At 54.2% G+C, this 26,100-nt stretch carries 20 protein-coding genes; 15 read left to right on the top strand and 5 right to left on the bottom strand.

What is annotated here, in order from left to right; translation table 11 throughout:
* The first annotated feature begins 54 nt into the window (after window positions 1-54).
* Window positions 55-1,557: a molybdate ABC transporter ATP-binding protein ModF gene (modF, locus tag ACT3T6_RS01840; protein ID WP_193054400.1), complete on the top strand. Its 1,503-nt coding sequence runs from the start codon at window positions 55-57 to the stop codon at window positions 1,555-1,557.
* 176 nt (window positions 1,558-1,733) lie between these two features.
* On the opposite strand, the gene ACT3T6_RS01835 is transcribed toward modF, so the two are convergent.
* The 3 genes from ACT3T6_RS01835 to ACT3T6_RS01825 form a co-directional block, all read right to left on the bottom strand.
* A complete protein-coding gene (locus tag ACT3T6_RS01835; protein WP_193054401.1) occupies window positions 1,734-3,212 on the bottom strand; it encodes an NCS1 family nucleobase:cation symporter-1 in 1,479 nt (492 codons plus the stop codon).
* Between the two features lie 65 nt (window positions 3,213-3,277).
* Entirely contained in the window at window positions 3,278-4,636 is a 1,359-nt protein-coding gene (locus ACT3T6_RS01830) for an NCS1 family transporter (RefSeq protein ID WP_193054402.1), read from the bottom strand.
* A gap of 143 nt (window positions 4,637-4,779) precedes the next feature.
* Entirely contained in the window at window positions 4,780-5,532 is a 753-nt protein-coding gene (locus ACT3T6_RS01825) for an aspartate/glutamate racemase family protein (RefSeq protein ID WP_193054403.1), read from the bottom strand.
* Between the two features lie 271 nt (window positions 5,533-5,803).
* Between ACT3T6_RS01825 and puuE the strand changes: the two genes are divergently transcribed.
* From puuE to exaC, 11 genes are all read left to right on the top strand, one after another.
* Window positions 5,804-6,742 carry an allantoinase PuuE gene (gene puuE / locus ACT3T6_RS01820; protein WP_172117446.1) on the top strand — a complete coding sequence of 313 codons (939 nt, stop codon included), beginning with the start codon at window positions 5,804-5,806 and terminating at the stop codon, window positions 6,740-6,742.
* Window positions 6,743-6,753: 11 nt separating this feature from the next.
* Complete coding sequence (locus ACT3T6_RS01815; RefSeq protein WP_193054404.1) at window positions 6,754-7,584, top strand: bifunctional allantoicase/(S)-ureidoglycine aminohydrolase; 831 nt, start codon at window positions 6,754-6,756, stop codon at window positions 7,582-7,584.
* Window positions 7,585-7,628: 44 nt separating this feature from the next.
* Window positions 7,629-8,120 (top strand): ureidoglycolate lyase, encoded by a 492-nt coding sequence (locus ACT3T6_RS01810; RefSeq protein ID WP_193054405.1) that lies wholly within the window; start codon window positions 7,629-7,631, stop codon window positions 8,118-8,120.
* Window positions 8,121-8,204: 84 nt separating this feature from the next.
* The gene (pyk, locus tag ACT3T6_RS01805) at window positions 8,205-9,674 is read left to right on the top strand and encodes a pyruvate kinase (RefSeq protein WP_193054406.1); all 1,470 of its coding nucleotides are present in this window, start codon (window positions 8,205-8,207) and stop codon (window positions 9,672-9,674) included.
* A 13-nt stretch (window positions 9,675-9,687) separates the two neighbouring features.
* Window positions 9,688-10,224 carry a DUF192 domain-containing protein gene (locus tag ACT3T6_RS01800; protein WP_193054407.1) on the top strand — a complete coding sequence of 179 codons (537 nt, stop codon included), beginning with the start codon at window positions 9,688-9,690 and terminating at the stop codon, window positions 10,222-10,224.
* A gap of 522 nt (window positions 10,225-10,746) precedes the next feature.
* Window positions 10,747-11,727: a TAXI family TRAP transporter solute-binding subunit gene (locus tag ACT3T6_RS01795; protein ID WP_193054408.1), complete on the top strand. Its 981-nt coding sequence runs from the start codon at window positions 10,747-10,749 to the stop codon at window positions 11,725-11,727.
* Between the two features lie 132 nt (window positions 11,728-11,859).
* Complete coding sequence (locus ACT3T6_RS01790) at window positions 11,860-14,463, top strand: TRAP transporter permease (protein ID WP_193054409.1); 2,604 nt, start codon at window positions 11,860-11,862, stop codon at window positions 14,461-14,463.
* A gap of 10 nt (window positions 14,464-14,473) precedes the next feature.
* On the top strand, window positions 14,474-14,902 hold the full coding sequence (locus tag ACT3T6_RS01785; protein WP_193054410.1) for a universal stress protein: 429 nt from the start codon (window positions 14,474-14,476) through the stop codon (window positions 14,900-14,902).
* A 248-nt stretch (window positions 14,903-15,150) separates the two neighbouring features.
* Entirely contained in the window at window positions 15,151-15,663 is a 513-nt protein-coding gene (locus ACT3T6_RS01780; RefSeq protein WP_193054411.1) for a molybdopterin-dependent oxidoreductase, read from the top strand.
* The gene (locus ACT3T6_RS01775) at window positions 15,653-17,905 is read left to right on the top strand and encodes an ATP-binding protein (RefSeq protein ID WP_193054412.1); all 2,253 of its coding nucleotides are present in this window, start codon (window positions 15,653-15,655) and stop codon (window positions 17,903-17,905) included. The genes ACT3T6_RS01780 and ACT3T6_RS01775 overlap by 11 nt, the downstream gene beginning before the upstream one ends.
* A gap of 94 nt (window positions 17,906-17,999) precedes the next feature.
* On the top strand, window positions 18,000-19,520 hold the full coding sequence (gene exaC / locus ACT3T6_RS01770) for an acetaldehyde dehydrogenase ExaC (protein WP_193054413.1): 1,521 nt from the start codon (window positions 18,000-18,002) through the stop codon (window positions 19,518-19,520).
* 206 nt (window positions 19,521-19,726) lie between these two features.
* Here exaC and betT read toward each other — a convergent pair whose 3' ends face one another.
* Window positions 19,727-21,775, bottom strand: coding sequence for a choline BCCT transporter BetT (gene betT / locus ACT3T6_RS01765; protein ID WP_193054414.1), 2,049 nt, complete (start codon window positions 21,773-21,775; stop codon window positions 19,727-19,729).
* A 208-nt stretch (window positions 21,776-21,983) separates the two neighbouring features.
* Window positions 21,984-22,397 carry a hypothetical protein gene (locus ACT3T6_RS01760; RefSeq protein WP_193054415.1) on the bottom strand — a complete coding sequence of 138 codons (414 nt, stop codon included), beginning with the start codon at window positions 22,395-22,397 and terminating at the stop codon, window positions 21,984-21,986.
* Window positions 22,398-22,708: 311 nt separating this feature from the next.
* On the opposite strand from ACT3T6_RS01760, the gene ACT3T6_RS01755 reads away from it, so the two are divergent.
* Genes ACT3T6_RS01755 through ACT3T6_RS01745 form a run of 3 tightly spaced genes read left to right on the top strand, consistent with a single transcriptional unit; the run spans window position 22,709 to window position 26,100 of the window.
* Window positions 22,709-23,521 carry a sugar phosphate isomerase/epimerase family protein gene (locus ACT3T6_RS01755; protein WP_193054416.1) on the top strand — a complete coding sequence of 271 codons (813 nt, stop codon included), beginning with the start codon at window positions 22,709-22,711 and terminating at the stop codon, window positions 23,519-23,521.
* A 1-nt stretch (window position 23,522) separates the two neighbouring features.
* Window positions 23,523-24,920, top strand: coding sequence for a mandelate racemase (locus tag ACT3T6_RS01750; RefSeq protein ID WP_193054417.1), 1,398 nt, complete (start codon window positions 23,523-23,525; stop codon window positions 24,918-24,920).
* 28 nt (window positions 24,921-24,948) lie between these two features.
* Window positions 24,949-26,100, top strand: coding sequence for a Gfo/Idh/MocA family protein (locus ACT3T6_RS01745; protein WP_193054418.1), 1,152 nt, complete (start codon window positions 24,949-24,951; stop codon window positions 26,098-26,100).

Genomic DNA, 26,100 nt, shown 5'->3' with positions numbered 1-26,100 from the left:
TCTGGATAACGACTTTCCGAACCCTGATTTTTTACCAATGTAAGGAACATGTTCATGGAGCCTTCAACCCGCTTGGCGAGCATTCAGCTAAACAATGCGACGATTAGCTTCGATGATCGGTTCACTCTAAGCGAGATTGACTGGACCATCGAACCTCACCAGCACTGGGTCATCACCGGCGCTAACGGCTCCGGTAAGTCGGCCCTCGCGGCGGCACTGGCTGGCATTGGCAAGATTGAAGCGGGCACTGTTCAAGGGCTTCCCGAGCGCGTCGGGCTAGTCTCTTTTGAAGCGCAAGCCGAGCTTATCGCAGAAGAGCTGAAAAAAGACGATGCCGACATCATGGATGTCGTGTCGCTCGGCACGCCGGTCAGTGAAATGATTTTTGAGCACTGCGAGGATGCCGAACTGGCTTACGAGCTAGTCGAAAAGTTCGGGCTGACGAAACTCCTCGACCGCGCCTTTCGCAAACTCTCCACGGGTGAAACCCGCAAAGTCATGCTGATCCGCGCGCTGGCTAACAAGCCCGATCTGCTCATTCTGGACGAGCCGTTCGATGGCCTGGACGTCGACACGCTCGCCATGCTGCAAGCCCATCTTGCCTCTATTATCGAAAGCGTCCCCATGGTGATGGTGCTCAATCGCTTCGACGAGATGCCGGACTTCATCACTCATGTGGCTTACCTGGATAAAGACCGGCCAGACCCGGGGCAAGAGAATAAAAAGCAAGGCAATAGAGCGCGTAGGGAAGGTGGGCGACTGGCGTTCACAGTAGACCGCCAGGATGAGGCCGCCTTCAACGAGCTTTACCAACTGCTGCATTTGAAAACGACTGACTTAAGCGTACCCGAGGCCGACCCTGCCCATCAGTTGCCCGCGCTCGACCCCAACCAGCCGTTAGTGAAGCTTAAGCAAGCAACGATTAAATACGGCGATACTGTAATCGTGGACTCGCTCGATTGGACGATCGAACGCGGGCAACACTGGCAACTGAGTGGTCCTAACGGCAGCGGTAAAACCTGCGTGTTGTCCTTGATCACGGGAGACCACCCGCAATGCTATACCAACGATATTTTCGTGTTTGGTTTCCAGCGCGGTAACGGCGAAAGTATCTGGCAGATCAAGCAGTTCATCGGCTATGTCTCCACGGCCCTGCAATGGGAGTATCGTGTCAGCACTAGCTGCAGGAACGTCATCATCTCGGGCTTTTTTGATAGTATCGGCGTTTACACTAAATCTACCGATAATCAGCAAAAGATTGCCGACCAATGGCTTGATTTACTGGGTATGAAAACGCGTGCCGATCAGCCGTTCAATAAGCTTTCCTACGGCGACCAGCGGTTGCTACTGATTGCCCGTGCCATGGTGAAGCACCCACCGCTGCTGATACTCGACGAGCCCTGCCTGGGCCTTGATGACATGAACCGCCAACTCGTCCTCGCGCTCATCGAGAAAATCTGTGAAGGCAAGGAAACCACGGTGCTCTACGTCAATCACCACACGGAAGACAGAATAAAGGAAATAGACAACCATTTAACGCTTGAGAAAAACCACTAGGCGCTGACGTTTTCGTTGCTGCCTCACTCTAAAAAAGCGCCATCGGCACAAAGCCGATGGCGCTTTCAAATTGCCTAAACTGTCAGTTTTAAATTATCAGTTTTTAAATCACCAGTTTTTAAATCACCAGTTTTTAAATCACCAGTTCCTGAAACATTCGTTAAAGCTCACTCACCTCAACTTGCCTTCTGCTGGGTAAGGGTGGGTGCTGCCTTAAACTGTCGCATCAAGCCAAAGTAGAACGCGCCTCCTAATCCTGCACCAATGAGCCAGCCGTAGCCGTCCAGGCTTGAAAGGGCAGGGACTAGCACCGTGGAGAGCGAGAACAGCGCTGCGCAGCCAAACGCAAGTAGGGCGCGGCGGTTCCATCCGTTTGTGTAGTAGTACGCGCTGCCAGGGGCTGAGGAGAATAGCTCCTGCATATTGAGGTGTTGGCGCTTAATCAGGTAGTAGTCCACCACAATAATGCCATAGAACGGCGCGACAATAGCGCCAAGGGCATTTACAAAGCCGGGGATGCCAATCTGACTAATCACCGAGATCCACAGCGCTCCCACAAAGAAGGCGATAACGGCGGTAATCAAGCCACCCACCTTAAAGCTGATTTTGCTGGGAAAGAGGTTGGCCAAGTCATAAGCCGGTGGAATAAAGTTGGCGACTAGGTTAATGCCCACGGTAGCGGCAAAAAAGGTGAGGGCGGCGATGATGGTCAGCGGTAATGAATCAACGCGCTCAACAATATCGGCGGGGTTGGTGAGCGCCTCGCCAAACAGTACCAGCGTACCGGCAGTAATAATAAGCGCGATAAACGAGAAAAACGCCACGTTAAGCGGTAACCCAAGCAGGTTGCCCTGCTTCATTTGGCGCTCGGTTTTCACAAAGCGGGTAAAGTCGCCAAAGTTGATCACCACGGCCGCAAAGTAGGCCACCATGGTGCCTACAATGGCAAGAAACGCGCCCACGGCGCCTACGTTTTGCTCACCGCTGCCGCTAAAGATGGTTCCAATGGCGGGTAGCAACTCGTCTCCTGCCTGGAACCAGACAATTCCCATCAGCACGACCATAACCACGTACACCAGCGGGCCTGCCCAGTTCAAAAAGTGCTTAATCCGCTCGATGCCTTGCCAGAAGATCGCGATTTGAAAAAGCCACACGATCACAAATGACACCCATGCGACGCCAGAAAGGCCCAGAAAGGTCGTGCCGCTGCCCGCCCCGATAAAGGCGGTAATCAGCAGGGCGACTGCCGTTGATGCGAAATAGGTCTGCACGCCGTACCAAAAGATACCCACAATCGCGCGTAGCATGGCGGGAAGGTTGGCACCGCGCACTCCCATACTGGCGCGAACCATCACTGGGAAGGGGATGCCGTATTTAACGCTTGGTTTGCCCGTTAGGTTCACCAGAAACATGACAATAACACCGGCTAGAATAATCGCTGCCATCACTGCCCAGCCGTTCAAGCCATAGGTGAGAAATAGCGATGCCGCGAGGGTATAGCCAAACAGGCTTTGGATATCGTTGGACCACACGTTAAAGATTTCAAATGCGCCCCAGGTACGTGCCTGGGGCTTTAAAGGGGCCAGATCTTCATTATAAAGCGAGGGATCGAACTGCTTGATATCAAGATCGCTGTTAGGCGGTTGCTCATGCATGGCAGGCTCTCTCTGCATTAATCGTCAGCACGGCTACACGTGTGCAGCCGTCGGACTGGGAAGGGTTAGCGTGTAAAACGCTGGCAGGCGGGCCAGTGCTTCATCAGCAGGTAATAGGTCAGCCCGGCGGGAATTAAGCTGGCGTACCAGGAGACCGCAGAGAAAAAGAGTGCTGCCAGGATGCCCACCGCGGTTGCAACGAGAGCCGCTTTATTGACGCCTTGATAAGGGCCGGTGGGATCGTAGAGCTTGCTGATATCCAACGTGCGGCGGCGGATGATGTAGTAATCCACCACCAGAATGGCAAAGATGGGGCCAAGGAAAGCCGAGTAGGTTTGGACAAACAGCTGTAAACCGGCGGCCGAGCCCGGTTGAACCAGCTTCCAGGGGAAGGTGGCAAACGCTAATAAACCGACAATGATGGTCGCGACCGGGAACTTGATCTTGAAGATGTCCATTAGTACATAGGTAGGCGGCACCACGTTGTTCAGCACATTGGTCGTAACCTGGGCAAAGGCGATAAACAGCAGAGTGGTCATTAGTAGCGGCGTGTTATCCACGGCATTGGCAAACACCTGAATGGGGTCTGCGGTGCCCGTGGCTTCCGACACCATGTAGCCGATCAGGCCCATAAACAGCGTACAGGGTAGAATTGACATGGCATAAATGGTGGTAAGCAGGCTCTGGGCCGTGCCTTTTTTATGCTCACGCGAGTAGTCGCTGACGTTAAGCATCATGGTGCTGTAGATGCCTAAAAAGAGCATGGTGGCGCCCCAGAATGGCATACCCCAAGAGCCTTCCATGGTGAACAGGCTGGCGGATAATTCATCGCCATAGCGCTGCACCGTGGCGTAAAACATGTACATCAGCGAGGCCAAAATAAACGCGCTGCCGATATTTTCCAGCCACTTGATACCTTGAAAGCCCATCACCGAAAGGCCGATTTGCAGGAATTGGAAGGTAATAAAGTAAAACACCAGGTTATCAAAGCCGAACAGGGTTGCTGACACCATGTTGAGTGCCCCTGCACCAATCCAGCTTTGAAAGCCGTACCACACCACGGCAGGCAACGCGCGAACCAGGCCGGGAATACGCGTACCGGTAAACCCAAATGCGCTGCGCGCCTGCACCATAAACGGAATGCCGTATTTGTAGCCCGCTGCACCGTTAATCGCCAGTGCAATGCCGATGACAAAGCACCCGATGGCGATGGCAAGCGTTGCCTGTAGCAGGTTTAACGTACCGACAACGCTTGAGCCCATGGCAAAGGTGCCGATAGAAACGCACCCACCAAACCAGGCTAGAAAGTAGGAGCCTCGCCCCATAATTCGGGTACCCTGGGGAGCCAGGCTTTCCTCCCCCAGGGCTTTGGTGCGCGCTGTAGAAGGGTCTTCTGACGCAAGAGCAGCATTTGAAATGCTCATGATGTCGTCCTCGCAAGATTATGAGTATTGTTGGTTTCTCAGGTTGTAGCCTGAAAGATGCTTGCGGCATGGCGTACTACTGGACGTTCTGGTTCTTTTACGAATGCACTGATTAACGAATTACTGACCTTCTGATGAGCGTGCTATTTAAGCGGCAATGGAAGGTTTGATAGGGCGGCAAACTTACCGGTAAAGGGTTTGGGTCGTGGGTAAGCAAGGTCGCCGTGCTTGCTGGTATGCAGTCCCAAGCCGACCAGGGATTCTGCAAGCTTCAAGGCTGCGCTTACACCTTCAACGACGGGAATACCTACTTCGTGGCTGATCTGTTGGGTGAGGTTCGCCATACCACCACAGCCCAGCACGATGGCGCCGATATCATCTTCATCCCTGGCGCGGCAGCACTCCTCGACAATTCGGGTAAACGCCGCATCGGGGTGGTGCTCAAGGTCTAGTACCGGAATTTCAGCGGCGCGAATGCGTCGGCAGTGGTGGCGAAAGCCGTACTGCTCAAGCAGGTGCTCGGCAATAATGCCGGTACGCCCCAGGGTGGTAACAATGGAGAAGCGCGTGCTGATTAGCGTGGCTAAATGGAAGGCTGCCTCAGCAATGCCAATCACCGGGGCGCGGGTTACTTCACGCGCGGCAAGCAGACCAGGGTCGCCAAAGCAGGCCACAATATAGGCATCAATACCGCCTTGTTGCTCACCTTTAAGTACTTCTTCGGCCACGCCTACTGCGCTTACCACTTCATCAAAATGGCTCTCAATGGAAACCGGACCTGATTCAGGTTGAGACGCGCTTATGCGGGTCCCCGGGGAGGCGTAAAGCTCAGCAGCCTGCCCAATGGCTTGGGTCATGGATGCTGTCGTATTGGGGTTAATAATATGTATGTGCACAGCACGCGATCCTGTAGGTAAACGATCCGATGTATCTTGTATACAAAAATAGGGGGCTTTATCGCCAAGAGCAAGGCCTTTACTCTCATTAAAAAGGCTAATAGATTCGTCTACACGCTCAGGTTTGGCGCTTTTTAAGTTACAAGAGATACGATGGGTTGATCAGCCATTCCTGGGCATATTGCCGTGGGCTATTAATATGTTTATTTTGTATACAATAATGGTCAATTAATTGAATTTATACGCTTGGTGATAACCGAAGGGCCCGCTGATGACGCTAACCACTGACCTCTGCTATCCGCGTGACTTAAAAGGCTATGGGCGTACACCGCCGCATGCCAACTGGCCAGGCAAGGCCAAAATCGCCGTACAGTTTGTCCTCAACTATGAAGAGGGTGGGGAGAACTGCGTGCTGCACGGAGATAATGGCTCTGAGCAGTTTTTATCCGAGATCATCGGCGCGGCCAGTTACGCCGACCGCCACTTGAGCATGGAGTCGATCTACGAGTACGGCTCTCGGGCAGGCGTGTGGCGGATCCTTCGCGAATTTGAGCGGCGGGGGCTGCCTTTAACGGTATTCGGTGTGGCGATGGCGCTAGAGCGAAACCCTGATGTCGCCCAGGCATTCAAGGAGTTGGGGCATGAGGTCGCGTGCCACGGCTACCGCTGGATTCACTACCAGGAAGTAGCCGAACACATTGAACGTGAACACCTGCAAAAAGCCGTGGAGATATTTCAGCGCTTATACGGGGAGAAGCCAGCGGGGTGGTACACCGGGCGCGATAGCCCCAACACCCGTAAGCTGATTATGGATGAAGGCGGTTTTCTTTACGATAGTGACTATTACGGCGACGATCTGCCCTTTTGGACGACCGTTACCGACAGCCAGGGGAGTGATCACGCTCATCTGATTGTGCCCTATACGCTGGACACCAACGATATGCGCTTTGCTGCGCCGCAGGGCTTCAATACGGCGGATCACTTCTTTACTTATCTGCGCGATGCCTTTGATGTGCTGTATGAAGAGGGTGAAGAAGCGCCCAAGATGCTCTCTATCGGCATGCACTGCCGCTTGTTGGGACGCCCGGGACGTTTCCGCGCCCTACAGCGCTTTTTGGACTATATAGAGACCCATGATCGCGTGTGGGTCGCTCGACGCGTCGATATCGCCCGCCACTGGGCGAAACACCATCCGCCCGTTACCTCATAAAAGGCCATTCAATGAGCAATCCGGTTTACTATGCCCCTCAAGGCGGGCATCCACCGCAAACCCAAATAACGGCGGATCGGGCCGTTTTTACCGAAGCCTACGCGCTAATCCCGAAAGGCGTCATGCGCGATATCGTCACCAGCAACCTGCCGTTTTGGCAGGGCACCCGCGCTTGGGTGCTGGCGCGACCGCTCTCCGGCTTCGCCGAGACCTTCTCCCAGTACATCATGGAAGTGCAGCCCGGCGGCGGAAGCGACAAGCCCGAGCCTGAGGAGGATGCCGAAGGTGTGCTGTTCGTGGTCGAGGGCGAGCTGTCGCTGAGTCTGGACGGCGTGCGCCATGCCATGGCCCCGGGCGGCTATGCGTTTATTCCGCCGGGGGTGGAGTGGCGAGTGCGCAATGAATCCCGCGAAGCCGTTCGCTTTCACTGGATTCGCAAGGCCTTCGAGTACGTGGACGGCCTTGATGTACCGGAAGCCTTCGTCACCAACGAGCAGGCGATCACGCCCAGCGAGATGCCCGGCACGGAAGGGCGCTGGTCGACCACCCGTTTTGTCGACCCTAACGATGTGCGCCATGACATGCACGTCACCATCGTCAACTTCCAGCCCGGCGGCGTCATTCCGTTTGATGAAACCCACGTCATGGAGCACGGCCTTTACGTGCTGGAAGGCAAGGCGGTGTATCACCTGAACCAGCAGTGGGTGGAAGTGGAAGCAGGGGATTTCATGTGGTTGCGCGCTTTCTGCCCTCAGGCTTGCTATGCCGGCGGCCCGGGACCGTTTCGCTACCTGCTTTACAAGGACGTCAACCGCCACGCAAAGCTCAAGCTCTTTCGCTGAAATGAAGCTTTCGTTGAAATGAAGAAAGCCATGAGGAGGCCTGCATGCTGACTCTCACCGCCGAGCCGTTGACGCGTGAGGCCTTCGCGCCTTTTGGCGAGGTCATCGACGCGCGCGAGTCACCCTCGTTTGCCATTAACGCCGGGCGTACCCAGCGCCATCACGACCTGGCGAAGGTGCAAACCCTGGGTGAAAACGCCCATACGCTGATCAATCTGTTTGTGAGTCAGCCCGTTTCCTTACCGCTTGAATTAACCTTTTTAGAGCGCCATCCACTGGGCAGCCAGGCATTTATGCCGCTGCATCAGGAACGCTTTATTGTGGTGGTCGCACCGCCAGGCGAGACGATTGATCCAAAGACAGTGCGTGCGTTTGTTACCGACGGCCGTCAGGGCGTTAACTACCGAGCAGGCACTTGGCATGCGATACAGTCGGTGCTTGAGCGTGAAGGCGAGTTCTTAGTGGTGGATCGCGGCGGCGAAGGTAATAACTGCGAAGAGTATTCGCTCGAAATTACGGTCGATTTACGCGAATAACTTGTGCACACGCCTTACGGTTGTCATCCTGGTGGTCTTATACTGATAGGCTAATGACAAACCCCGTGATTGTTTAGGAAAACTATGAACGCACAGACACATATCCCGCTTCGCCGTACCAAAATTGTTGCCACTCTAGGGCCCGCCAGTGACCGTGAGGGTGTTTTGGAGGCAATGCTGAAAGCGGGGGTAGATGTCGTACGTTTGAACTTCTCCCACGGCACGCCCGATGATCATCGTCAGCGCCTTTTACGAGTACGCGAAATTGCTGCCAAGCTGGGGCGAAGCGTGGCAGCACTAGGGGATCTCCAGGGCCCCAAAATTCGCATTGCCCGTTTTAAAGAGGGCATGGTGACCCTGAAAGAGGGGCAGCCGTTTGTGCTGGATATGGCGATGGACAGTGATGCAGGCGACGTTCATCAAGTGGGCTGCGACTACAAAACCCTTGCTCAGGATGTGGGCGCTGGCGACCGCCTGTTGCTGGATGATGGCCGTGTGGTGCTGGACGTTACCCGTGTAGAAGGCCAGCAGGTTCATACCCACGTGGTAGTGGGGGGCAAACTCTCCAATCATAAAGGCATCAACAAACAGGGCGGTGGGCTTTCTGCCCCGGCGCTAACGGATAAAGATAAACAGGATTTAAAAACCGCCGTTGAGATTGGCGTTGATTACCTGGCGATTTCTTTCCCGCGCCATGCCGAAGACATGCTGGAAGCGCGCCGCCTGCTGGGTGAGGAGGGCAAGGAGATTGGCCTAGTGGCCAAGGTTGAGCGTGCCGAGGCTGTGGCCGATGAGGCAACGCTTGACGGCATTATCGAAGCCTCTGAAGCGGTGATGGTGGCCCGAGGCGACCTGGGGGTTGAGATTGGTGACGCCAAACTGGTGGGCGTGCAAAAGCGCATGATCAAGCGCGCCCGCTCGCTCAACCGTGCGGTGATTACCGCCACCCAAATGATGGAAAGCATGATCTCGGCGCCGCTGCCTACCCGCGCTGAAGTGTTTGATGTGGCCAATGCCGTGCTGGATAGCAGTGACGCCGTGATGCTTTCAGCGGAAACTGCCGCAGGCGACTATCCGGTGGAAACCGTGGAAGCCATGGCGCGTGTCTGTTTGGGCGCCGAGCGTGAGAAGGTGGCACAAGAGTCGGGCCACCGGATTCATGAAGGCTTTACTCGCCCCGATGAAACCATTGCCCTTTCCGCTATGTACGCCGCCAACCATATGACCGGTGTGGCTGCGATTGCCTGCATGACCGCTTCCGGTTATACCCCCTTGATTGCCTCGCGCATCCGTTCTGGTTTGCCGATTGTCGGCCTTGCCCATAACCCCATCGCCCAACGGCGTATGGCGCTATATCGTGGCGTCGTGTCGCTACCGTTTGATACCTCAGAAATGAGCGCGACCGAGCTTAATCGTCGTGCGCTGGAACTGCTGGTGCAACATAAGCTTGCCGAGCCGGGGGATCATGTCATCCTGACGCGGGGTGATCACATGAATGCCCATGGCGGTACCAATACGATGAAAGTCATGACGATTGACCAGCCTACCGATTAAAGGACCTGCCTCCATGAACCCGACTCGTCGTCTTATGCTAAAAGCTGCGTTAGGTTTGCCTTTGGTCGCGTTGCTTCCCGGTACGGTTTGGGGCGCGCTCGCCTGGGCTGAGGGCGCTGACCCAGAGAGCGATTTACTGTCCTTGGCTATTCATAGTGACGGAGGCCCACACCGGCTGGAAGTGGAAGTGGCCAAAAGCGCGGCGCAGCGTCAGCGAGGGTTGATGGAGCGTGAATCGCTGCCTGAAAACCGCGGCATGCTGTTTCGTTTTGAGAGCGAGCAGCCTGCTGGCAACACTTTTTGGATGTACCGCACGCTCATTGTGCTGGATATCGCGTTTATCGATCAGGAGGGGCGTATCGTAGCAATTAACACCATGCCTCCCTGTGAGTCCAGTGTTCCGGCCAATTGTCCCTCCTATCCGGCAGGTACCGCATTTTGGGCGGCCCTTGAGGTCAATGGCGGCTACTTCGCCGAACGCGGCATTAAAGTGGGCGACTGTATTTCGATTCCGGATCAAGCCGGCTTCTGCAAGCCCATCGATCAGTAGGTCTCTTCAAGGCGCGACGGCGCTTGCATCGCCACAAGAATCGGTAGAAAGGAACCACACCACGCTTAGGGCGTGGGTGGTTCTGGTCGTTGCCGGCGTGTAGGTAGCGAACCTCAGGGAGCCTCTGTGCGGGCTTTAGCGCCCAGGGGCATTTGGCTACCCCTGCCTATTGAGCTATACCTTATTAAGCAACCAACCCCTTGACGAGCCAGGCAGGTTTTCGGGAAGTTTGGTTGCTTATCTCATACCCCCTATGCAAAAGAGGCATAGCAATTAACGGTGACTAAACGTTACGCAGCGTTAGAGTCGTGTTTCAATAGGCGCCGCTCGTATCCTTGAAGCCACGTATTGGCTTCGCTAATTAGCGGTTTTTTCGCTAAAGTAGTTAAGGTCGGCACTTCAGGATGTCGAACTATAACAGTTTGTCTTGAAAACGTTTTGGACGAAAAATCACCCGAGGGAACAGATCATCGGTGGTTCCAAAACGCATAACGCTCACAACATCAAGATAGAGGTGTATCCATGAATCGCCATGTGTTTTCTACCGCCACTTTTTCTGGCGCGTTGATCGCAGCAGCTACGTTTGCTGCCCCCGCTGTTGCTCAAGAGCGCTATATTACAATCGGCACAGGCGGCCAGACCGGTGTTTACTACGTCGTAGGCCAGTCGGTCTGCCGTATGGTTAACCGTGGCAGCGAAGAGCACAGTATTCGCTGTAATGCGCCTTCTACAGGCGGCTCTGTTGCCAACGTGAATGGCATGAAAAGCGGTGAGTTGGATATGGGCGTTGTCCAGTCTGACGTTCAATACCGTGCTTACAACGGCGAAGCCAACTTTGAAGAAGAAGGCCCCTGGGGTGACATGCGTGCGGTATTCACCATGCATGGTGAACCTCTTACCGTTGTCGCGCGTGCGGATGCGGGTATCGACAATATCAGCGATTTCCCGGGTAAGCGCGTTAACATCGGTAACCCAGGCTCTGGCCAGCGCAACACCATGGATGTCGTCATGGAAGCGTTTGGTTGGGACGAAGATACGTTCGCGTTGGCATCTCAGTTGGATGCGGCGGAACAGGCTTCAGCTCTGTCTGATAACAACATCGATGCGATGGTCTATGTGGTAGGCCACCCGAATGGCTCCATCCAGGAAGCCACCACCACGATTGATGCGAACCTGGTATCGGTCACTGGTGATGAAATCGATACGCTGATCGAAGAGTATCCTTACTACACGCGTTCTGTGATCCCCGGTGGTCTGTACCGTGGTAACGACGAAGACGTTGAAACCTTCGGTGTAGCAGCCACTTTCGTTTCATCGACTGACGTGGATGAAGAGGTTATTTACGAAACGGTTAAAGCGGTATTTGATAACTTTGATCGCTTCAAGCGCCTGCACCCGGCGTTCGAAAACCTTAACGAAGAAGACATGATTTCTGACGGTCTAACTGCACCGCTGCACGATGGCGCTGCACGTTACTACCGCGAGCGTGGCTGGATCGAATAAGACCCTAGTGTGACGCTATTAGCCAGGATCAATAGTGATTGCTTTTGAAGTTTAAGCGCGGGCACCTCGGGTGTCCGCGCTTCTTGTTGAAAGCGCTGATTGTCAGCGCTGACCATTAGGCAGGGCAAGCGTATGCGTGATGACAAACAACCCTCTAACGCCACTGAGAGCGACCTGGAGGATATGGTCGCCGCCAGTGACACAGGGGCAAGGAAGCCTCACGGCGTACCCGGTAAGTTGCTAGTAAGTATTGCAGCAGCGTGGTCGCTGTTCCAGCTATGGATTGCATCTCCACTCCCTTATATGGTCGGCTTCGGTGTTTTTAGTGCCACTGAAGCACGCTCTATTCACTTGGCGTTTGCGCTGTTTTTGGCCTATATGGCCTATCCCGCGTTAAAGCGCTCACCGCGCGACCGTATTCCGCTACAAGACTGGATGTTTGCAGCGGTGGCGGCCTTTTGCGGTGGGTATCTGTTTCTTTTCTATTCAGAGTTGGCGCAGCGCCCCGGGCGCCCTATCACGCAGGACATCGTGGTGGGCATCATCGGCATTATCATGCTGCTGGAAGCTACTCGGCGTGCGCTTGGCCCACCCTTGATGGTGGTTGCCGCGATATTTATTGGCTACTCCCTGTTTGGCCCGTACATGCCGGGCATTCTTGCCCACCGAGGCGTCAGCCTGGGAGGGTTGATCAACCACCAGTGGCTGGGTACCCAAGGCGTCTTTGGTATCGCGCTAGGTGTATCTACCAGCTTTGTCTTTCTGTTTGTGTTGTTTGGTGCGTTGCTCGATAAGGCCGGTGCCGGTAACTATTTTATAAAAGTCGCATTCTCGATGTTAGGCCATCTGAAAGGCGGCCCTGCAAAAGCGGCCGTTGTGGCATCAGGCATGACCGGGCTAATTTCCGGCTCGTCGATTGCCAATACGGTAACAACGGGCACCTTTACTATCCCGATGATGAAACGGGTGGGATTTAGCGCCGAGAAAGCCGGTGCCATTGAAGTCTCCTCATCGGTGAATGGGCAAATCATGCCGCCGGTAATGGGCGCGGCTGCGTTTTTGATGGTTGAGTATGTCGGCATCCCGTACGTGGACGTTATTAAACATGCCTTCCTGCCTGCGATTATTTCCTATATTGCGTTGATTTATATCGTTCACCTGGAAGCCCTTAAAGCCAATATGCAAGGGCTGCCTTCCAATAACCCAGCCCGTCCATTACTCAACAAAATCATAGGATTTTTAACCGGCCTGCTGCTGTTAATGGGGCTGTCGGTGGTGGTCTATTACGGCCTTGGGTGGCTCAAGCCCGTGCTGGGTGAGGCAACGCCGTGGGTCATTTCAATCGGCCTGGCGATTATTTATGTAGGGCTTTTGAAAATCGGGTCTCACTATCCTGAGCTGGAAATGGATGACCCTAACGCCAAGGTTATTAAACTGCCGCAGACACGACCCACCGTAATGGTCGGTTTGCACTATATCTTGCCGGTTGTTGTGCTGGTTTGGTGCTTGATGGTCGAGCGGCTTTCCCCGGGGCTTTCCGCTTTTTGGGCCACAGTGTTCATGATCTTTATCATGGTGACGCAGCGTCCCATTATTGCCGTCTTCCGTGGGCGCAGCAAAATGGCCGCCGATATCAAAGAGGGATTTTTAGACCTATGGGACGGCCTGGTGACCGGCGCGCGTAACATGATCGGTATCGGTATCGCGACGGCCACAGCGGGTATCGTGGTGGGTGCGGTGTCGCAAACCGGTGTGGGCCTGGTGCTTGCAGATGTGGTTGAAATCCTGTCAGGCGGTAACCTGATGATGATTTTGTTTTTAACCGCTTTGCTGAGCTTGATTTTAGGCATGGGCTTGCCCACGACCGCTAACTATATTGTGGTTTCGGCCTTGATGGCGCCGGTGATTGTGATGCTGGGTCAGCAAAATGGCCTGATTGTGCCGCTGATCGCTGTCCACCTGTTCGTGTTCTATTTCGGCATTATGGCGGACGTTACGCCGCCCGTGGGGCTGGCCTCTTTTGCGGCTGCTGCTGTGTCCGGAGGGGACCCGATTCGTACAGGCTTCCAGGCGTTCTACTACAGCCTGCGTACGGCAGCGCTTCCGTTTCTGTTTATCTTTAATACGGACCTGCTGCTCATTGATGTTACCCCGATGCAGGGCGTGGTGGTGTTTATTGTGGCCACCGTGGCGATGCTGATTTTCGCCGCTGGCACGCAAGGTTACATGCTGACGCGCAATCGCTGGTATGAGTCGCTGCTGCTGCTATTGGTCGCTTTCACGCTCTTCCGCCCAGGCTTCTGGATGGACAAGATACATGACCCGTATGCGTCAGTGCCGCCTGCCCAGTTTGCTGATGCCCTTGAGCGTGTCGAGGATGGCAGTAACCTGCGGGTACAAATCTCCGGTGAAGATGCCTTTGGCTCGCCAATGACGACCTACGTACTGGTCCCGGTGCCCCGCGGTGAAACGGGCCAGGAACGCCTGGAAAACCTCGGTATGGAACTGTATGTAGACGGTGATCAAACGCTAGTCGATTTCGTCGCCTTCGGCAGCCAGGCCGCCGACCTGGGGTTTGACTTCGACCAGGAGATTATCGAAGTACTGGCCCCTGTAGACCGCTGGACGAAAGAGTGGATGTGGCTACCGGCGTTGGCAATATTTGGTTTTGTTGTGCTCATGCAGCGTCGCCGGCGTAGTAAAAAGTCTGATCATGATGGCGCGGCAGTGGCCTAGGGAGGTTGTCATGTACCAAAAAATATTACTGCCCGTGGACTTGAATGAAGAGGGTTCCTGGAAGAAAGCGTTGCCCACGGCGGTAACGCTTTGCCAGACCTTCGGTGCGTCGTTGCACATTGTCACTGTGCTGCCAGAACTCAAAATGCCGATGGTAGGGGCTTACTTCCCCAAGAATTTTTCTGCAAAAGCGCATGAGGCCATGAAAGAGGCGCAGCATACGTTTATTCAGGACAATATTCCGCGGGATGTTAAAACCCAAAGCATTATTGTCGATGGCTCCCCCTGGGAGGCCATCATTAAGGTGGGTAAAAAGCTGGACGTGGACCTGATCGTGATGGCTTCTCATACTCGGCATAAGTTTGTCGACTATGTACTGGGCCCGAATGCTGAGCATGTTGTTCATCATTCAAAGGTGTCCGTCATGATCGTTCGCTAGGCGCTTTTTAAAAGGTGTCAGGCACTATGAAAACTCCAGCTCATATGAGCTGGAGTTTTTTTATAACCCCACGGTAATGTTTAGTAAAATAGTAGTCTTTAAGTGGCTGTATAGGTGTATCTAACTGTAATTAATATAGAAAGTCGATTTTTTTCCTGACCTGGGCAGGCCGATCACGATACTCTACGGGTGTCTGTATCGAAAGTTGAATAGAAAACTATAGAGAAAAGTTATATGAGGATGTCATCGTGAGAACATTATTACTGGGGTGGGTTCTGCTGGTGCTAGGGTCTCCCTTGGCTGGATTTGCCGATGAGTCCACCCCCTTGGAAGCACCAGATGGTGCCGTTTTGCTGGAAGTAAGAGGCAATATTGTAAATGTGAACACCGAAGAGGGTGCCGACTTTGATATTGACATGTTAGAGGGGCTGCCACAGCACGCGTTTGAAACGAGTACGCCCTGGACAAGTGGCGTCAGTCAATATTCAGGCCCGTTGTTACGTGATGTGCTTGAGCACGTAGGTGCCAAGGGTGATGCGATAGAGGTATCGGCCCTTAACGGCTATGTGGCTGACATACCGATCAAGGATTTTTATGATTACGACGTCATTCTGGCACTTAAACGAAATAACCAGCACATCCCGATTCGTGAGTTTGGGCCTCTTTGGGTGCTTTATCCGTTTGATCAGGACGAGACGTTGTTAAGTGAAAAAGTGCGCTTTAGAGCTGTTTGGCAGGTTAGGCGTATAGATGTTCTTTAACCGAGCCAACGTGCGCTCGCCCCGCCTGCTGCGTTACCCTCGCCGCCTTAAACTGGTGGCCATTATTACCGTGCTGCTGTTTGCATCGGCGTTGGTAGTCGCTGCTCTGGCCTCTTGGCGGCAGGACAACCTCACACAAAGTCTGCGCGAAGATACCTCATGGGTCGCCTATAAACTCGATCGTGATGCAGTACAGCTGCTTAACCACTTGCTTTCAGCATCCCGTGCAGAGATGCCCCCGGTGGTACAAAACGAGCTGAATATGCGTTTTGAACTTTTGTATAGCCGTCTTATGTTGCTTCAAGAAGGGGAAGTCAACTCACTGATTACTGACATTGAAGGGGCGGGGCAGTTGCTAACGCAAATAGGCCAGCAGATGGAACCGCTGGACCTTTTGTTTGCACCTCATGAGGTGCTGGATCAACTGCCCATTGTGTTAATTGAAGCAGAGCTTGAAGCACTCACCCAGCTAACCGAGCGGTTTGTCATCACCATCAATGGTTACCTGGCGGAGTCTGCCACTGAAGAGCGCCGTGTGTTAAGCGCGCTCTATAAATTATTAATGACGCTGTTGGTCGGTATGAGCCTGGCCGTGCTGTTGGTCATTGCGTTCCTGATCCGAGAAATGCGTGAAAGTGCGACAGCCCGGCGCCGACAGGAGCAACTAAGCCAACAATTGGAAGTGACCGCCGAGCAGGCGCAGGCTGCTAATCATGCCAAGTCCGACTTCCTGGCCATGGTCAGCCATGAGATTCGTACCCCGCTTAATGGCGTGATCGGCATGAGTGAGCTGCTCAGTGAGCCAGCAAGCTCGGCCCAGGTAGAAGATTACGCGCGCACGATTCATGAGAGCGCCAACCAGCTGTTGGCCATGATCAATGAGATTCTCGATTTCTCCAAAATCGAAGCAGGCCATTTAACACTTGAAGTGTCACCTACTGAATTAAGGCCCTTGGTTGATAGCGTGGTAGCGCTGTTTGAACCGCGTTCGAGGGCCAAAGGGGTGGCGTTAAGCATGCATATCGACCCGCTGGTACCGCGTTGGGTGATGGCTGATGCGGGTCGTCTAAGGCAGATTTTGCTTAACCTTGTGGCGAACGCGACCAAGTTTACCGATCACGGAGCGATCACTGTTCGGGTCTCTTCAACGGTGGAGCATCTGCTACTGGAAGTTAGCGACACCGGGTGCGGGATTAGTGAAGAGCAGCAAACGACATTATTCGAACCTTTTCAGCAAGCGGGGGCATCGGTCGCTCGCCGCTACGGGGGGACGGGTCTTGGGCTTGCTATCTGTAAGCGCTTAAGTGAAGCCATGAACGGGCAGTTAGGTGTGCAGAGTAGGCTGGGGCAGGGAAGTACATTTTGGTGCAAGCTGCCGCTGGTAAAAGCGATGCCCGTCGAGGCAGTGCTTCCTAATGAGCAGACGAGAAACTTTGCGGGTACATCACTGCTGTTAGTGGAGGATAACGCCATTAATCGCAAAGTCGCGACCGGGCTTTTGTCACGCTTGGGGTGCGAGGTCGTGTGTGCCGAGAATGGGCAAGATGCGCTAGACATGGCGGCGTCCTTGCCGGTGCACTTAATCTTTATGGATATACAGCTGCCCGATATGGATGGCTTGGTAGTGACGCAGCACCTGCGTGAGCAAGGAGGCTGGTTGGCGGATGTACCCATTATTGCCATGACAGCGGGAGGCAATGACCGCCAGCGCTGCCTGGCTGCCGGAATGAACGACTACATTACCAAGCCGCTTTCGCTTCTGGCGCTTGGTGACGTGCTTGCTCTGCATTTATCACCGTCAGCGCTAGCCCGTAAGACAACGCTGCCGACACAGGTGCAGGGCGATACGTTTGAGCACAATGTACTGAATGCTGACACGCTCATCATGCTTCAGGAGAGTTTGGGCGATGAGCACTTGATAAGCCTGGTTGCTTTGTATCATCAGCAGATCAGCGACTACGTGTCCCAACTGAGCGCCTACCTGACCACGCCGGAAGCGTCTTTTAGCGAACAGGCACGGCAGCAGATAGTCAGGTTGGCACATCAGCTTCGTGGGGAGTCGCTGAGTATGGGCGCAGAGGCGCTGGCGGAGAAGGCCAAAAGCCTTGAAGTGTTAGCTCGTGAGGAGGGAAATACAAAAAGCCAGCTTGATGAATCACTTGGTGTAGTGCGCCACACCGCAGCACGAACCCACAGCGCACTCAAGCGTTGGCGGCAGAGGCAGTCTTCTACCAAGGGATAAGGGCTAACCCCGGCATCAAGCTATATCGTCATTGGCAATAATAAACAATACTGTTAGGGCACGTTTAATAATCATAATCCTCAGGAGCCTTCTCATGATTTATGCCAATCCGGGTGATAATGGGTCTGTCGTCTCGTTTGAAAAACGCTATGGCAATTACATCGGAGGTGAGTTTGTACCGCCCGTTAATGGGCAGTATTTCGATAACATTAGCCCTGTAAATGGTCAGGTCTTCTGCGAAATTCCGCGCTCTACTGCTGACGATATCGATAAAGCCCTGGATGCCGCCCATAAGGCTGCACCTGCTTGGGGGAAAACCTCTGCCGCTGAGCGCAGCAATACCCTGCTAAAAATTGCTGATCGCATTGAACAGAACATTGAAAAGCTGGCCGTGGCAGAAACCTGGGATAACGGCAAGGCCGTGCGTGAAACTCTGAATGCTGATATTCCTTTGGCGGTTGATCACTTCCGCTACTTTGCAGGCTGCATTCGGGCGCAGGAAGGCTCCGCTGCCGATATTGACGCCAATACCGTGTCTTATCATTTTCATGAGCCGCTAGGCGTGGTGGGTCAGATCATCCCTTGGAACTTCCCAATTTTAATGGCTGTTTGGAAGCTGGCCCCCGCGCTTGCCGCCGGTAATTGCGTAGTACTTAAACCCGCCGAACAAACGCCCGCATCTTTGCTGGTGCTGATGGGATTGATTGGTGATTTGCTGCCGCCGGGTGTGGTTAATATCGTCAATGGTTTCGGTGCAGAAGCCGGCCAGGCACTGGCCAGTAGCAAGCGTATCGCCAAAATCGCCTTTACCGGTTCCACGCCGGTGGGGTCGCATATTCTTAAGTGCGCCGCTGAAAACATTATTCCTTCCACCGTGGAGCTGGGCGGTAAATCACCCAACATCTACTTTGCCGATATCATGAACGCCGAGCCGACGTTTATCGATAAAGCGGTAGAGGGCCTAGTGCTGGCCTTCTTTAACCAGGGCGAAGTGTGCACCTGCCCCTCACGTGCACTGATTCAAGAGAGCATGTACGAAGAATTTATGGCCAAGGTGCTTGAGCGCACCAAGACTATTAAGCGCGGCAACCCCTTGGATACCGACGTGCAAGTAGGCGCTCAAGCCTCTCAAGAGCAGTACGACAAGATCATGTCGTACATGGATATCGCCCGTGAGGAAGGCGCTGAATTTCTGACCGGTGGAGATAAAGAAAGCTTCGACCCCAGCTACGACAAGGGTTACTACATCCAGCCGACGCTACTGAAAGGCGACAACAAGATGCGCGTCTTCCAGGAGGAGATCTTTGGCCCGGTGGTGGCGGTCACCACCTTTAAGGATGAAGAAGAAGCGCTGGCGATCGCCAACGACACCGAGTTTGGCTTGGGGGCAGGTGTATGGAGCCGGGATATTAACGTCGCCTTTCGCATGGGGCGGGGCATTCAGGCTGGTCGCGTATGGACCAACTGCTACCACCAATATCCCGCCCATGCGGCATTTGGTGGTTACAAGAAGTCCGGCGTTGGCCGTGAAACCCACAAGGTGGCGCTTGAGCACTATCAGCAAACCAAGAACCTGCTGGTCAGTTACGACATCAATCCGCTCGGGTTTTTCTAATCCGCGCCCGCTCCCCCGCTCGGCATGGTGCCGAGCGGTATTATCTGCCCCTCTGACGCTCTAATTGACAACCCGCTTGCGACGACTCATGGGTTACGCCCTCTCTGCTGTTGATTCTCAGCCTTGAGGCGCGAGGCTCGAACGATTAGGCACAAAAATCCCGGCACATAGGCCGGGATTCGTCTTTTGGGTAAATGCGATCACGGTTACAGCTGTGCATTCTCCGGCGGTTCGCCGATGCTGCCAGGCATGGGTTGTACGGTGCCGCGTTCCTGGCCTGCCAGGGTCAAAAAGTGCAGGTGGCGCTCGTACTCGCCTACCAGGTCGCCAATCGCCTGGCCACGGGTATAGCCGTTCAGGTCTTTATCCAGCCCGCCTTCAGCCAGATAGACATCCAGGCGCACATAGAAGTCATCGTCGGCTTCAATAAAGCTCGGTGTGCGCATCCGGTGTGGACACACCTGATAGACAAAGCTGGTGGCATCGCCAAAATCCACCTGCAGCGTTAGCCTGGGGAGCGGCTCACCTTCCAACTGCTCTTCACTCACATTGGCGGGCTGGCCACGGCTTTCAAGCTCTTGGGCAAACTGGGTCATGGCTGGGCGAATCGAGTGCTTGATGGTTGCAGCAGCGCCAGCTCGGTTGGATGTGTCCAGGGCGCGATCCAGGCGCTCCTTCCAATCGCCGCCTGGAGCGCTGCCGGTAATGGCGCGGCGTGCATCGGCCTTGTTGCCTTCAAGTTTTAGCGCCTTATACATCCCCACCATGACCGCAAAAATTACCACCGAGAAGGGTAGCGCGGTAATCACTACTGCGCTTTGCAGAGCGTTAAGCCCGCCGGCCATCAGTAGAGCAATGGTGATCAAGCCAATCACCGCCGACCAGAAAATGCGCAGCCTGATGGGCGCATCGTGGTTAACGTCACTTAAGATAGACGTAAAGTTAGCCAGCACCAGCGCGCCGGAGTCAGCGGAGGTAATAAAGAACACAACGCCCAGGATTGTGACAACCGCTGCCGTGATGGCTGCGTAAGGGTAGTACTCAAGTAGGGTGTAAATCGTGGTTTGCGGTGTATTAAGCGCCTGCTCACCGAGTGCTGCCACGCCCTGGTTGGCGACCAGCTCAATACCGCTATTACCCAATACCGACATCCATACCATGATGAAGGCAAGCGGTATAAACAGCGCACCGGCGACAAACTGGCGAATGGTGCGACCACGAGAAATACGTGCCAGGAAAAGACCCACAAACGGTGTCCAGGCGATCCACCAACCCCAGAAGAAAATCGTCCAGCCCATCTTCCACTCCTGGGCGCCATCATCGGTAAAGGCGTGCGTGTCAAAGCTTGCCGCCACAAAGCCGGAAAGATAGTCACCGGCGTTGTTAACTACCTTATCGAGCAGTGTCAGCGTGTCGCCTGAAAACAGTATGAACAGCATCAGGCAGAGTGCCAGCAGCATATTAAACTCGGATAAGCGGCGGATACCCTTTTCGACCCCGGTAACTACGGAAATGGTTGCCAGTATGACGACCAGGACAATCAAAAGAATTTGTACCGTAATCGTTTCCGGTACATCGAACATGTAGGCCAGCCCGTAGTTAAGCTGAATGACCCCAATACCGAGGCTGGTGGCAATACCAAATACGGTAGAAACCACCGCCGTGATATCCACCGCGTTACCGATAGGCCCATAAATACGCTTGCCCAGAAGCGGGTAGAGCGCGCTGCGAATGGCTAGCGGCAAACGGTGGCGATAGCTGAAGTAGGCCAGCGCCATACCCATCAACACGTACAGCCCCCAGCCGGAGAGCCCCCAGTGCAGATAGGTTTGAACGACGGCGTTACGCATCGCAGCCTGGCTTTCGGGTGTCAGGTCGGGCGGTGCCAGGTAGTGAGAAATCGGTTCAGCCACGCTGAAAAACAGCAAATCAATGCCGATACCTGCAGCGAACAACATCGCCGACCAGGAAAGCAATGAAAATTCAGGCCGCGAATGATCGGGGCCCAAGCGAATACTGCCAAACCGCGACATACCAATCACCACGACAAAGACCAGGTAAGCCACAACCGCCAGCATGTAGTACCAGCCAAAGGTGGCACTTACCCAGGCAAGCGCTGTATTAAAAAATTCACCAGCCTGTTCCGTGAACAGCAGAGTGAGCACAAGAAATATCAATATACCGGCCATACTGCCGTGGAAAACCACAGGATTGAGACGGTCGCGAGAGGGGAGGGCGAAGTTGTCTTTTGCCATGCAGGTGTACTCCTGTGGTCGAGACTAAAGGTGGCTAAAATTTATTTTGAATGAACGTTCAATATAAAATACGCTGTTTAAGCGCTTACTACAAATCAGTTTTATAGGGATAGGGAATGGTCGGTGAGGTTTTGGCAAGGCGCGCATACAAAAACGCCCGGCAAAAGCCGGGCGTCTTTCTTGACAAGACTTAACAGTAAAAAAGCGCTTACTCGCTAGCGGTTTCCGTAGCGTCTTCATGCTGATCGCGCGGGCCGTGTCTACCGTGGCCTCTACCATCCCTGTGGTGCTCGTCACGCATTTCTTTCATGGCGTTCTTTAAAGACTCACGCTCCTCTTCGGAAAGAATATCCGCAACTTTATCCTGGTGCTCTTTACGCAACGCCTGCATGGCCTGGAAATGCTCTGCGTTTAGCTCGTTGAGGGCCGTTTGCTGCTCCTCGTTCAAACCGGCGCGGTCGTACACTTCATGGCGGCGCTCTTCCATGCGCTGCGAGAAGGTTTCGCGGTCAGCGCCTGAATGACGACCTTCATGCTGGTCTGCCTGTGCAACCACAGCAAGTGGGGTTAGCGCGATAGCCAGCAGAGCCGGGGCAAACACTTGGCGTAATGACATTTTCATAACGTACCTCCTGGTAAGTTGACAATGTCAGTATCGAGCGGGGGAGTGCAAACCGTATGCACGGAGTGTGCAATAACGGTGATGATCCCTTCAATCGTGTAGCGCCGATTATAGAGCTCAATGTTGGTAGGAGATTGGTGCCGTGCAAGGTTGGCAGTGGGCGGGCGGGATAGCGTCACTCACTTCAGAAATGTTTATAAGTTTTTGTACGTTATTTTGGCCAACAATCCGACTTAAACAGGATTGACAGATCAATTGGCTATTGCTAGCTTTTAAGTAACTAAACGGTTATAAAAATAAAAAGGTAGCCAATGCGAATCTCACTGTGCAATGAAGTTTTGGCACATCTTGATTTTGAACATCAGTGTCAGTACGCCTATGAGTTGGGGTATGACGGTCTTGAAGTAGCGCCTTATACCTTGTCAGGTAATCCTGAAAATTTGTCCGAAAAAGAACTCCTTGGTTACAAGGCCATGGCCGAGGATGCCGGAATCGCTATTACCAGTTTGCATTGGCTACTGGTGGCGCCGAAGGGCTTATCCATTGTCGATCCTGACAAAACCTTGCGTGACCAGACGTTCGAGTTGATGTATCGGCTGGTTGATCAGTGTGCAGTTCTCGGTGGTTCTGTGCTGGTGCATGGATCACCTGGCCAACGCCTCTTGAGCCGTGATGGGGACCGGGAGCGCGCGGAGGCGTTCTTTGACGCAGCGGGGGAGCGGGCAGCGCAGGCAGGTGTTACCTACTGCATTGAACCGCTTGCGCGCAGGGAGACCAACTTCATTAACACCCTGTCGGAAGCTATAGAGCTGGTTAAGCGACTGGACCGGCCTCATCTGAAAACCATGCTAGATACATCCGCCGCGGCTAACGCCGAAACCGAAACACCTGCCCAGCTGTTGGAAACCTGGCTGCCATCCGGGCTGATCGCTCACGTTCAGGTTAATGATCGCAACCGGCGTGGTCCCGGCCAGGGTGATGATCGTTTTCGAGGAGTGATTGAAGCGCTTGGGCGGCATGGTTGGTCAGGGACATTGGCGGTCGAACCCTTTATCTATGAACCCGACGGCCAAGCCACGGCAGCGCGCGCTATTGGCTACCTGCGCGGGCTTATGGAGGTATGACATGAATGCTCCCAAACTGATTGTATTGTCAGCCGAGGCCTTTGAAAGAGACCTGCGCATGCGCCTCCCGTTTCGCTTTGGCGTGGTGACGCTGCGCGAAGCGACGCAAGTCTACTTGCGGATCAAGGTTCGGGATGTAGATACCGGGCTTGAGGCTGACGGACACGCCGCTGAGCTGATGGTGCCTAAATGGTTTGATAAATCACCTACGCTGAGCGAAGCGGACAATGTTGATCAACTGCGCCGTTCAGTTAAGTGCGCCATTGATCTCACGCTGAATGCCAAAGAGCCTTTGACCGCCGCCGACCACGCCTGGCGCCTGGATGCCAAACAGCGCAAAACGCTTTCCGATGAAAACGGGCTAGTGGCCGGTTTCGGCCCGGCGCTAATGGCCAGAGCCGTGCTTGATGCGCTGGCCCGGCTAAAAAAGCTCTCCTTTTACCAGCTTATTCAGCACAACGTGGCGGGGCTTACATCCGAGCACTTGCCGGATGATCTTGAAGGTTTTGCGTTGGATGAGTTTCTGGCCAACTTGCAACCCCGCTCCAGTATCGCATTGCGTCATACCGTCGGTCTTGCTGATGCCCTGACGCCCAACGACATCACTGAGCGCCTTAATGACGGCCTTCCTGAAAGCCTTAGTGAAGTGATCGATGTTTACCAACCGAATTACTTCAAGCTAAAGGTCAGTGGTGATCTGAATACGGATCTACAGCGGTTGACCGATATAGCGGCGTTGCTGGAGCGGCTGCCCGACTACCGAATCACGCTGGATGGTAATGAGCAGTTCGCATCCGTGCAGCATTTCGTCGATCTGCTTGATGCCATTGAAAAAACGCCTGCATTGCGCCGTCTGCGTGACGCGTTGCTCTTTGTAGAGCAGCCACTACCCAGAGCGTTGGCGCTGGACTGCCCGGTGCATGCGTTGTCACGGCGTGTTCCCCTGTTGATCGACGAAAGTGACAGTGAACTGAACAGTTATCACCGGGCTCGTGAGCTTGGTTATCAGGGCGTTTCGTCCAAGAACTGCAAGGGCCTGTATCGCTCCCTGCTCAATCTTGCTCGAACACACCACTGGACAGGGGAGGGCTGGTTTTTGTCGGGAGAGGACTTGACCACTCAGGCGGGGCTTTGTGTGCAACAGGATCTAGCCCTGGTAGCGCTGCTGGGTTTGGAGCACGTTGAGCGCAACGGTCATCACTATGTGGACGGTATGAGTGGAGCGACAGAGCCCGAAATGGATGCCTTCGCCCGAGCCCATCCTTCGTTATATCGACGTGACGAAAGTGGGCTACATCTGCGAATTAATGAAGGGCGTATTGCCCTGGATTCGCTCAGCAGTATCGGTTTTACCAGCGAAGCAGTACCTGCGTACGACGTTATGCGCGTCATAACCTAACGACATAAAAGCAACAAGAGGATAGCCAATGGCTACACAATCTTTAGGCATCATCATGAATGGCATTACTGGCCGTATGGGCATGAATCAGCACCTGATTCGGTCGATTCTGGCTATTCGCGATCAAGGCGGTGTCACCCTGAGTAATGGCGACCGAGTCATCCCCGACCCGATCCTTGTTGGGCGTAATGCTGACAAGCTCAAACGCCTTGCTGAAACCTACAAGGTAGAGCGCTGGACCACTGACCTGGATGCTGCGCTGGCCAATAAGGATGACCGCATTTTTTTCGACGCGGCCTCAACGCAGTTGCGCTGTGAATTACTGCGCAAGGCGATCAGTGCGGGCAAGCACGTTTATTGCGAGAAACCGATTGCCGAAAACTTGGCCGATGCCCTTGATATTGCCCGTACCGCCGAAAAGGCTGGCGTCAAGAACGGCGCTGTCCAGGACAAACTCTGGCTTCCCGGCTTGCTGAAGCTGAAACAACTTAACGATACCGGCTTCTTCGGGCGCATTTTGAGTGTCGATCTGGATTTCGGCTACTGGGTGTTTGAGGGTGACACCGTGCCTGCACAACGCCCTTCCTGGAATTACCGCAAGGAAGATGGCGGCGGCATGATCCTGGACATGATGTGCCACTGGCGCTATGTCATCGATAACCTTTTTGGTGAGCCGACATCCCTGGTGTGCTTGGGTAAAACGCACATTCCCGAACGCTGGGATGAAAACGGCAATGCCTACAAGGCAACGGCCGATGACGCTTGCTATGCAACGGTAGAGCTCGACAACGACGCTATCGTGCATATCAAGTCGAGCTGGAACACTCGGGTGCGCCGCGACGACCTGGTGACTTTTCATGTTGATGGCACCCATGGTTCAGCCGTCGCAGGCCTAACCGATTGCTACATTCAGCCACGTGAGGCAACTCCCAAGCCCACCTGGAACCCGGACCAGAAGCAGACCATGGACTTCTTCGGCGACTGGCAGAAAGTCCCCGAGCGTGAATCGACCGATAACGCTTTCAAGCATCAATGGGAAATGTTCATTCGCCACGTGGTGGAAGACGCGCCTTACCGCTGGACGCTGCGCGAAGCGGCCAAGGGCGTTCAATTTGCTGAGCTGGCGCTGCAAAGTTCCGCCGAGCGCCGTTGGCTTGACGTGCCTGCGCTGGAGAAGTGA

The sequence above is a fragment of the Halomonas sp. 72 genome (assembly GCF_052379785.1).
Lineage (GTDB): Bacteria > Pseudomonadota > Gammaproteobacteria > Pseudomonadales > Halomonadaceae > Vreelandella > Vreelandella citrativorans.
This window is presented reverse-complemented; position numbering and strand designations above follow the sequence as displayed.

Excerpts from the sequence above, each read along its gene's own strand:
- modF (WP_193054400.1), top strand. The coding sequence starts at position 55 with ATGGAGCCTTCAACCCGCTTGGCGAGCATTCAGCTAAACAATGCGACG.
- ACT3T6_RS01835 (WP_193054401.1), bottom strand. The coding sequence starts at position 3,212 with ATGCATGAGCAACCGCCTAACAGCGATCTTGATATCAAGCAGTTCGAT.
- ACT3T6_RS01830 (WP_193054402.1), bottom strand. The coding sequence starts at position 4,636 with ATGAGCATTTCAAATGCTGCTCTTGCGTCAGAAGACCCTTCTACAGCG.
- puuE (WP_172117446.1), top strand. The coding sequence starts at position 5,804 with ATGACGCTAACCACTGACCTCTGCTATCCGCGTGACTTAAAAGGCTAT.
- ACT3T6_RS01815 (WP_193054404.1), top strand. The coding sequence starts at position 6,754 with ATGAGCAATCCGGTTTACTATGCCCCTCAAGGCGGGCATCCACCGCAA.
- ACT3T6_RS01810 (WP_193054405.1), top strand. The coding sequence starts at position 7,629 with ATGCTGACTCTCACCGCCGAGCCGTTGACGCGTGAGGCCTTCGCGCCT.
- pyk (WP_193054406.1), top strand. The coding sequence starts at position 8,205 with ATGAACGCACAGACACATATCCCGCTTCGCCGTACCAAAATTGTTGCC.
- ACT3T6_RS01800 (WP_193054407.1), top strand. The coding sequence starts at position 9,688 with ATGAACCCGACTCGTCGTCTTATGCTAAAAGCTGCGTTAGGTTTGCCT.
- ACT3T6_RS01795 (WP_193054408.1), top strand. The coding sequence starts at position 10,747 with ATGAATCGCCATGTGTTTTCTACCGCCACTTTTTCTGGCGCGTTGATC.
- ACT3T6_RS01790 (WP_193054409.1), top strand. The coding sequence starts at position 11,860 with ATGCGTGATGACAAACAACCCTCTAACGCCACTGAGAGCGACCTGGAG.
- ACT3T6_RS01785 (WP_193054410.1), top strand. The coding sequence starts at position 14,474 with ATGTACCAAAAAATATTACTGCCCGTGGACTTGAATGAAGAGGGTTCC.
- ACT3T6_RS01775 (WP_193054412.1), top strand. The coding sequence starts at position 15,653 with ATGTTCTTTAACCGAGCCAACGTGCGCTCGCCCCGCCTGCTGCGTTAC.
- exaC (WP_193054413.1), top strand. The coding sequence starts at position 18,000 with ATGATTTATGCCAATCCGGGTGATAATGGGTCTGTCGTCTCGTTTGAA.
- betT (WP_193054414.1), bottom strand. The coding sequence starts at position 21,775 with ATGGCAAAAGACAACTTCGCCCTCCCCTCTCGCGACCGTCTCAATCCT.
- ACT3T6_RS01760 (WP_193054415.1), bottom strand. The coding sequence starts at position 22,397 with ATGAAAATGTCATTACGCCAAGTGTTTGCCCCGGCTCTGCTGGCTATC.
- ACT3T6_RS01755 (WP_193054416.1), top strand. The coding sequence starts at position 22,709 with ATGCGAATCTCACTGTGCAATGAAGTTTTGGCACATCTTGATTTTGAA.
- ACT3T6_RS01750 (WP_193054417.1), top strand. The coding sequence starts at position 23,523 with ATGAATGCTCCCAAACTGATTGTATTGTCAGCCGAGGCCTTTGAAAGA.
- ACT3T6_RS01745 (WP_193054418.1), top strand. The coding sequence starts at position 24,949 with ATGGCTACACAATCTTTAGGCATCATCATGAATGGCATTACTGGCCGT.